The 7477-nt window shown below is 68.2% G+C and carries 5 protein-coding genes; 3 read left to right on the forward strand and 2 right to left on the reverse strand.

Going from position 1 to position 7477, the window contains the following annotated elements:
- Positions 1-191 precede the first annotated feature (191 nt).
- Positions 192-2099 (reverse strand): carbohydrate-binding domain-containing protein, encoded by a 1908-nt coding sequence (locus tag BN976_RS26250; RefSeq protein WP_234935374.1) that lies wholly within the window; start codon positions 2097-2099, stop codon positions 192-194.
- Between the two features lie 367 nt (positions 2100-2466).
- On the opposite strand from BN976_RS26250, the gene BN976_RS26255 reads away from it, so the two are divergent.
- The gene (locus tag BN976_RS26255) at positions 2467-3180 is read left to right on the forward strand and encodes a hypothetical protein (RefSeq protein WP_036375414.1); all 714 of its coding nucleotides are present in this window, start codon (positions 2467-2469) and stop codon (positions 3178-3180) included.
- A 54-nt stretch (positions 3181-3234) separates the two neighbouring features.
- Here BN976_RS26255 and BN976_RS26260 read toward each other — a convergent pair whose 3' ends face one another.
- Entirely contained in the window at positions 3235-4125 is an 891-nt protein-coding gene (locus tag BN976_RS26260; protein ID WP_036375417.1) for an MPT63 family protein, read from the reverse strand.
- A 279-nt stretch (positions 4126-4404) separates the two neighbouring features.
- Here BN976_RS26260 and BN976_RS26265 point away from each other — a divergent pair, with 279 nt between their 5' ends.
- Together BN976_RS26265 and BN976_RS26270 are read left to right on the forward strand one after the other, a co-directional pair.
- Positions 4405-5811 (forward strand): IS1380 family transposase, encoded by a 1407-nt coding sequence (locus tag BN976_RS26265; protein ID WP_036367445.1) that lies wholly within the window; start codon positions 4405-4407, stop codon positions 5809-5811.
- 592 nt (positions 5812-6403) lie between these two features.
- Positions 6404-7477: hypothetical protein (locus tag BN976_RS26270; RefSeq protein WP_051558568.1), on the forward strand; the 1074-nt coding region annotated here is incomplete at its 3' end.

Genomic DNA, 7477 nt, shown 5'->3' on the forward strand with positions numbered 1-7477 from the left:
AGGCAGGTGAGCAGTGCGACGGCGGTGATGAAGGCCCCGACCTGAGGTAACAGCCTCGCGCGGGCCTCTGAAATCCTGGACAGCTGCGCCTCCCCCCGGTGATGACCGTCCCGTGACGTGCTCGATCAACCTACTCGACCCGCTCGTCCTTCTCCAGAACTTCCCAGACACCGGCCTCCGCGGACGAGCCGCTACACCGAGACGGAGGTGGGTGCGAGCACCCTCAACTGGGACCACGGGATGGCGTTCATGTCGTAGTAATCCCAGGCGAATCCGGCGTCGACCCAGACCGAACCCGGTGAGGTTGAGGTTGCGTCGTCAAGCAGTTCAAAGGCGAAGGCCATCCGGGCTGAGCCTTGGTCGACGACGTAGGCGCCGTGGGTCTGCAGAGTCTTGGCGATCACCCTCTCGCCCGGCGTCATCCCTGGGATGGCGTCGACGTCGATGCTCGGGTCGAGTTGAATCCGGTAACCCTCGGGTATCGGCACCGCGACACCGGCCCAGTTCTGGCCGTCCGATTTCGCTGCGGGGTAGACGAAGTCGGGTCCCGCGAGGTCGGTGGAGAAGGCGAGCGCGTGGTTGATCCCGGTGTTCGCGGCGATGGCCGCACTGAGTTCCGCTGCCGTGACCACGCCGGCATACCGGGCGATGGCGGCGGCCGTCGCCGATCCCGACTGGTCGATTCCGTCACCGTCGAAGTCCGTCATTCCGCCCCACGACCCGGACCACGTGTTGGTCGAGCTGTTGTACTTCGCCTGCCAGATGCCGTACGCCAGCCCTGTCGTCGGATCGAGGATCGCGACGTGGCCATCGCTCCCCGGGGGCACCTTGGTTCCGAGTGGAATCGGCACCGTGGTGTTGCCGAACGGGTCACTGCCCCACGGTTCGGTGAAGGCGACGTCGTATCGCGGTGTGCTCGAAGTGATTTCCGAGGCCGACACCAGCGCCACCGAGTAGTCGTACAGGTTGGCGATCCGCAGCTTGTCCGGCGCTGCCAGGTAGTTCACCCACGTCGCGCTGTTGGTGGCCAACACCGGGTTGGTGGCAATCGGCTTCCACAACCAGTCGGCGCCTTCGAAATACCCAGGCGAACCGGTGCTCGGCGGGGTGGGCGGCTCCGGGTCGACGACGGCTGAGACCACGGTGACGGTATCGAGCCGCAGGTTTCGGTCGCCGTTGCGCCGTGAGTACCGATCGTTGGTGAAGGCGACGCTCAGGGTGTAGGTGCCGGCCGGACCGCTGAAGGGAACGGTGTAGTCGGTCCATGACGTGGCCGTGACAGCCACCTTGGACACGACTTTGCCGTTGAGGGACACCCTCATCTCGGGCGCGCCACGGTACTGGTCGCCTTTCGCGCGGATCACGAGGCTGGTGAACTCCGGAAGGGTCACGGTCGTCGAGGCGGTCGCGTTTCGATGAAGTAGTAACGCGGTGCCACCCGAAGCGGTGGGATCGGTGTAGGTGGTGCCGTTCGACGGCCGCGACACGGTGAGGGAGTCGGCATCGATGACGACGTCCCGGTCCTGGGCGTCTGCGTCGTCGGCAGCTGTCGAGCTGGCCTGCTGGGGCGCCTCGGTGAGCACTGATGTCTGCGCGCTTCTCGCGGCGGGGGAAGGGATCGCGGTCCGGGCCTCGTTCGGGCGCCCGATCGACGCGGAGGCCGCCAGCAGGACGGATTCCTGCGCCGGGCTGTCCGGGACGCCGGCAGGTTGGCTCGACGAGGATGTTGCGGACCTCAGCGTCGTCGTGGTGGTCGCAACGGACTGCTCGGCCGGTTGTCGGTCGTCGCCATCGGACGTTACGGCGCTCTCGCCGACGCCGGACGCGGGAGACTCGGTGTCACGTGTGGGGCGATCGCGCCCGGACGCCGCTTCGGTCGCGGCGGTCCTCGTCGCACCGCGGCGGGTGGGCGGTGACGGCTTGTCATCTCGATCGGCCGGCTTCTCCCGGGCCGACCGGTGCTGCGGCGGGGCGGCCTCGGTGCCGGAGCTCGATTCCTGGCTTCGCTCTGCCGAGGATTCTGGCGAACCTCTCTCCGCGGTGTCCGCGAAGGCGACTCCCGGGACGGCGGCGATCGCGGCGCCCACTCCCAGCGCCACTGCCAGCGCACCGATGCGCCCGATTCGCTTGAGATCTGTGGCCCTTGACGAAGGGGACGGACCTGTAATTGAAGTTCTGGCAAATTTCGCGTCAGCAAATTCAAAGTTGCTCTGAGTGGGCCCGGCAGCCGATGCTTCCCCGGAGTGTGGAGGTGCGTCGCGGTGCGATGACATAGCAAGTCTCCCAGGGAAGTTCGGCGTCGATAAGCAGCGCGTGATCGGCAGTGAGCGTCCCAAGGCGTGCGGGCACGAGCCTAACTGCTGCAAACCCGTCCTGTGGACGGATTCGTGGGTATTGGCGTCAGTGCCTGCGCCGGCGAGGTGTGCCTCACCCGATCCCACGACGACGCCCACTACCCTTGGTCAGATGAGTTCCCACGAGCCGGAACCCGATGACGCGGACACCGGTCCGCTGCATGTCAGCAGGCTGCGTACGCCGCTGGGGGAAGGGCCGGGAGACCGGGAGCCTCGCTACGACGCACCGTTGTCGGTGAATCCCCGCCCCGTGCACCGGGATCGCCGACCGGTCGTGCTCCTCGCCGCGGCGGCCGCCGCTGTCGTGGGTCTGGGTGCGCTCGCATGGGTCTTCTGGCCTTCGTCCGGTGGTGAGGGCCATGCCGGTGCGCCCACCACGACCACGGAAACCGAGAGCCGCGAGGAGGCCGAGACGCGGCTGCTCGGCATGGTGCCACCCGGATATGCCGCGGACGCGTGCGAGGCCGTGGTCCCCGTCAATGGTGCTCTCGCACAGGTCAGTTGCGACAAGAACGACGACACGGGCGGCCCGCTGACGGCCACTTACACGCTGGCCAAGGACGGCAGGGCACTGCGGGAGCTGTTCGACGGGGTGGTCAACGCCTCGGCGGTGGTGAACTGTCCGGGCAACATCCAGTCGCCGGGGCCGTGGCGCCGCAACGCGACCCCGGAGCAGACCGCAGGCACGCTGGTGTGCGGTTTTCAGCAGAGCAGGCCCACGGTGGCGTGGACGACCGACGCAGATCTGATGGTCAGCGAGGTGCAGTCGGGACCGCAGGGGCCGAACATGGTGCAGCTCTACACCTGGTGGGCTTCGCACTCCTGAAACAGACCGTGCCGCCTGCAGGGCAGGCGGCACGGGTCCGATATTCGTCCTCTGTCAGGCCGGCGGCGCCGGAACCACCACGGTGGTGGTGGGCGCACCCGGCGCCGGCGCGGGCTGCACACCCTCGACTGCCGGTGCACCCGCGGGCAGCGGCGTGCCGGAACTTCCGTGCGGGGCCGGTGCGACTCCGGCCGGAACTGGCGCCGGGCCGGCTTCGACCGGGGCCGCGCCCGCAGGCAGCGGTGTGCCCGAGCTGCCTTCGGGAAGGGGGGTGCCCGAGCTGCCCTCGGGCAGCGGTGTGCCCGAGCTTCCGGCGGGCGCCGCGACAGGCGTGGGAACCACCGAGGTCGGGGTCTCCGCGGCAGGGGTGGCACCCGGCGTCTCAGGTGTGGCGGTGTCGGCGGCGGCGGACGGCGACGCCTCGCTGCCGTATCCGGAGGCACCACTGCCTGCCGATCCGGTGGCCGGGGCGGGAGGCGCCTCCAGCCAGAGCAGGACCTCGGAGCCGCCGTCGCTGTAGAAGACGCTGTCGGGCTGCTGGCCCGTGACGTCGAAGTAGATCTTGCCTGTGGTCTTCTGGCCCTGCGCCAGCGTGGACGGGTTGACGCCCTGTTCGGTGGCCACGCCGAACAGCACGCGGTAGGTGTCGCCGTTCTCGGCGCGAGCGTTCAGATTCGAGACGATGGGCGTCACGGTGCCCGCGATCGCCTCGTCGGTGGCCGTGGCTTCCCACAGGGTTCCGACCGGGCGGTACGGGATGACATCTGAGCTGGGCTTGAGTCCGGTCACGGTCCAGTGCTGGATGACGCTGCCGTTGACGAGCTCGCCTGGCTGGCCGAGATACTGGACTTCGGCGTCGGCCGAGGCGGACCCGGCGCCTACGACTCCGACTGCGGCGGCGGCCGCGGTGGTGATGATCGCCGCGACGGTGGGCTTGAATCTCACGCGCTTTCCTCCTGTGTTCGTTGAGCGAGCAGCGAGGTGTTCCCCTCAAGCAAAGTAGCAGGTCGCCGACGCGCCCCGACCGCCTCTTGGGCGCCGCCGGCGTCCTCGGCGGCGTTGGCGGGCAGCGCATTTGACGCAGGTGCTTATTTGCGGAGTTAACCCGGATTTTTCGTGAAGTGTTGTGATTTTCGGGGTGTAGATACGCGAAAGTGCCTGTCCTGCAAGGAATAATTGGACTTCTCTACGGTTCAATCGTTCCTACGGGAAGGCACCTCGCAGGTGAAGAATATCGTGGCCGCAGCGCGGGTGAAAGTGTCCGCCGATGGGCAGGGCGTGGTGTCGCATGCCGGGATGGGCTTGCTTCGTGAGCTTGCCGATCTGACGGGGTTATCGTCGCAGGTCACCGCCGTGCTGGCTGACACCTACCGGGGCCCGTGGGTGTACGCACCCGGTGAGGTGTTCGCCGATCTGGCCGCAGCGGTCGCCGACGGGGCCGATTGCATCGATGCGGTCGGCCAGTTGTGTGGGGACCGTGAACATGTGTTCGGCGCGAAGGCCTCGACAACCACGATGTGGCGGTTGATCGATGAGCGCATCGACGCCGCCCACCTGCCCGGGGTGCGGGCTGCACGAGCCGGCGCACGGGCCGCAGCATGGGCGGCTGGAGCCGCCCCCACTGGTGAGGGCTGGCTGCACATCGACCTCGATGCCACCCTGGTCATCGATCACTCCGACAACAAGACCGGCGCCACCCCGACCTGGAAGAAAACCTATGGTCACCATCCGTTGCTGGCGTTTCTGGATCGTCCCGAGATCGCCGGTGGGGAAGCGCTGGCCGGGCTGCTGCGCACCGGTAACGCCGGCTCCAACACCGCCAGCGACCACATCATCGTCTTGCACCACGCGCTGGCCTCGCTGCCGCCGCGATGGCGGCCCCGCCCAGGTAGTCCACCAGATTCGGATGCCTGCCGGGTGCTGGTGCGCTGCGATACCGCTGGAGCCACCCACAAGTTCGCCGACGCCTGCCGCACCGCCGGGGTGGGATTTTCCTTCGGATACCCCGTCGATGCGCGGGTCCAGGACGCGGTCGACACCCTCAACCTCGGCCAAGCCTGGTATCCGGCGATCGACACCGACGGCGGCATCCGTGACGGCGCCTGGGTCGCCGAAGCCACCGGCCTGGTCAACCTGAGCAACTGGCCCGCTGGCACCCGGCTGATCCTGCGCAAAGAGAGGCCCCACCCGGGTGCGCAGCTGCGGTTCACCGATGCCGACGGGATGCGGGTCACCGCATTCATCACCGACACCGAACCCGGCGTCATTGCCGGTCAGGTCGCCGGATTGGAGCTGCGGCACCGCCAGCACGCCCGCGTCGAAGACCGCATCCGCGAACTGAAAGCCACCGGGCTACGCAACCTGCCCTGCCAGTCGTTTTGGGCCAACGCCGCCTGGCTGGAAATCGTGCTGGCCGCCGCCGATCTGGTCACCTGGGCCCGGCTGATCGGCTTCGGTGACCACCCCGCACTGGCCCGCGCCGAGATCGCCACCTTCCGCTACCGGATCCTGCACGTCGCTGCCCGTATCACTCGCAGCGCCCGCCAGGTTCGCCTCCGTATCGACGCCACCTGGCGATGGGCATCAGCGATCGCGACCGCCTGGCAACACCTACGCACCGCTTTCGGATAACCAGCAAATCACTCGACCCACCGACCACGAAAGACCAGGCCCTGGGAAAGCCCGCCCCACCCGGCGACACGGGACACCCCACCACGCCCGCCACCCGACAACGACCACCCAGCAACACAATTCAGTGACCGAGCGGACCCGTCATCAACTCGATGCAAAATCGAGGTTAAGTAGCTGATCTTCGACGTCCACGCGACGGTAGCAAACACGATGTACCGAATCGGCCACGGCGGCTGGCGCGTCCGGAAGGCCCGGATGCGGAGAGATTGCGGTAACCCGCTGGAAACGTTGTAAACGCAAGCATATAGCGCCGTTCGCAACTACTTTGCGATTTGCGCAGATCAACATTCGAACTTAAGTAGGCTTCACAACTTCCGTTCAGCACATTGTCAGGGTTCGGCGCGCCCCCTGGGCGAGGCATCGGCTTGGTTGAGCCACCCCGGAAGTGTCGGAAGAAGGACGGCAGGTGAACCCTCAACTTCAGCCTCCAGCAAAACTCAGTTTTCCCACCCGTGCTCTGGTATGACTGTCTGGGCGTTGCCAATGCGGGGATTGGTGGCGGTATTCGACGCGACTAGACAGGGGATGACCCATGGCAAGGCATGCCAAGAAGAGTGATCGCTCGATGGCGATCCGCACGTATCTGACCGCCGGGCTCACGGCAGGCGTCACCGGTGCTGCGCTGGCTGGTGTCGGCACACTGCTGCTCGCCGACGGCGACGTGTCGGGTCCCGCGCAGATCGAGGTGCAGCTCGTCTCGAACGAGGAAGACATTCTGTGGCTGTCGCTCAACGGGGGAAGCGATCGGCGCAGTGCGGCTCAGTCGGCGGTGGTGCAGCAGAGCAGCGCCAACCCGGCCTTGCGGCCGATGATCGGCGACGGCGGTTGGCTGATCGGCAACGGCCTGGACGCTGCCGACGACTGCCAGGGTGACGCCTGCAACGGCGGTGACGGCGGGATCCTGTGGGGCAACGGCGGCAACGGCGCCCACGGCGGCACCGGCGGCGACGGCGGCTTCTGGTTCGGGCACGGCGGCAACGGCGGTGACGGCGACGCCGTCCTCGACGCCAACGGCAACGTCGTGCGCGCCGCCACGGCCGGCGGTGCCGGCGGCAAGGGCGGCTACATGTTCGGCAACGGCGGAGCAGGCGGCAAGGGCGGCGACGCGGTCTACCAGAACGGCGTGAAGAAGAACGGCGCTCTCGCCGGCGGCCGCGGCGGTGACAGCGGATACCTGCTCGGCAACGGCGGCAACGGCGGCGCGGGCGGCTCCGACAGCAACAACCTGAACGTCGCGGACGATCCTGCCACCACCAACGTCAACGAGTCGGCCCAGAACAACGCGGCCGGCGGCGCGGGCGGCGCCGGCGGTGTCGGTGGCATCCTCAACGGCAACGGTGGCCACGGCGGCGACGGCGGCTCGGCCGACTCGGCGAACGGCAGCGCCACCGGTGGCAGCGGCGGGCGCGGCGGTCTGGCGCACTCGAATGCCGGCGGCACCGGAGGCAACGGCGGCAACGGCGGCGACGCTGAAGCCGACGACGCGGGCAAGACCGCCAAGGGCGGCAACGGCGGTGCCGGCGGCACGAGCGGCACCGGCCAGGGCGGCTCGGGCGGCAACGGCGGCAACGCCGTCGGCGATGACGCCCACGCTGTCGGTGGCAGC

The sequence above is a fragment of the Mycolicibacterium austroafricanum genome, assembly GCF_000612725.1.
GTDB classification, from domain to species: domain Bacteria; phylum Actinomycetota; class Actinomycetes; order Mycobacteriales; family Mycobacteriaceae; genus Mycobacterium; species Mycobacterium austroafricanum.

Coding starts and splice junctions, on each gene's coding strand:
- BN976_RS26255 (WP_036375414.1), top strand. CDS start 2,467: ATGAGTTCCCACGAGCCGGAACCCGATGACGCGGACACCGGTCCGCTG.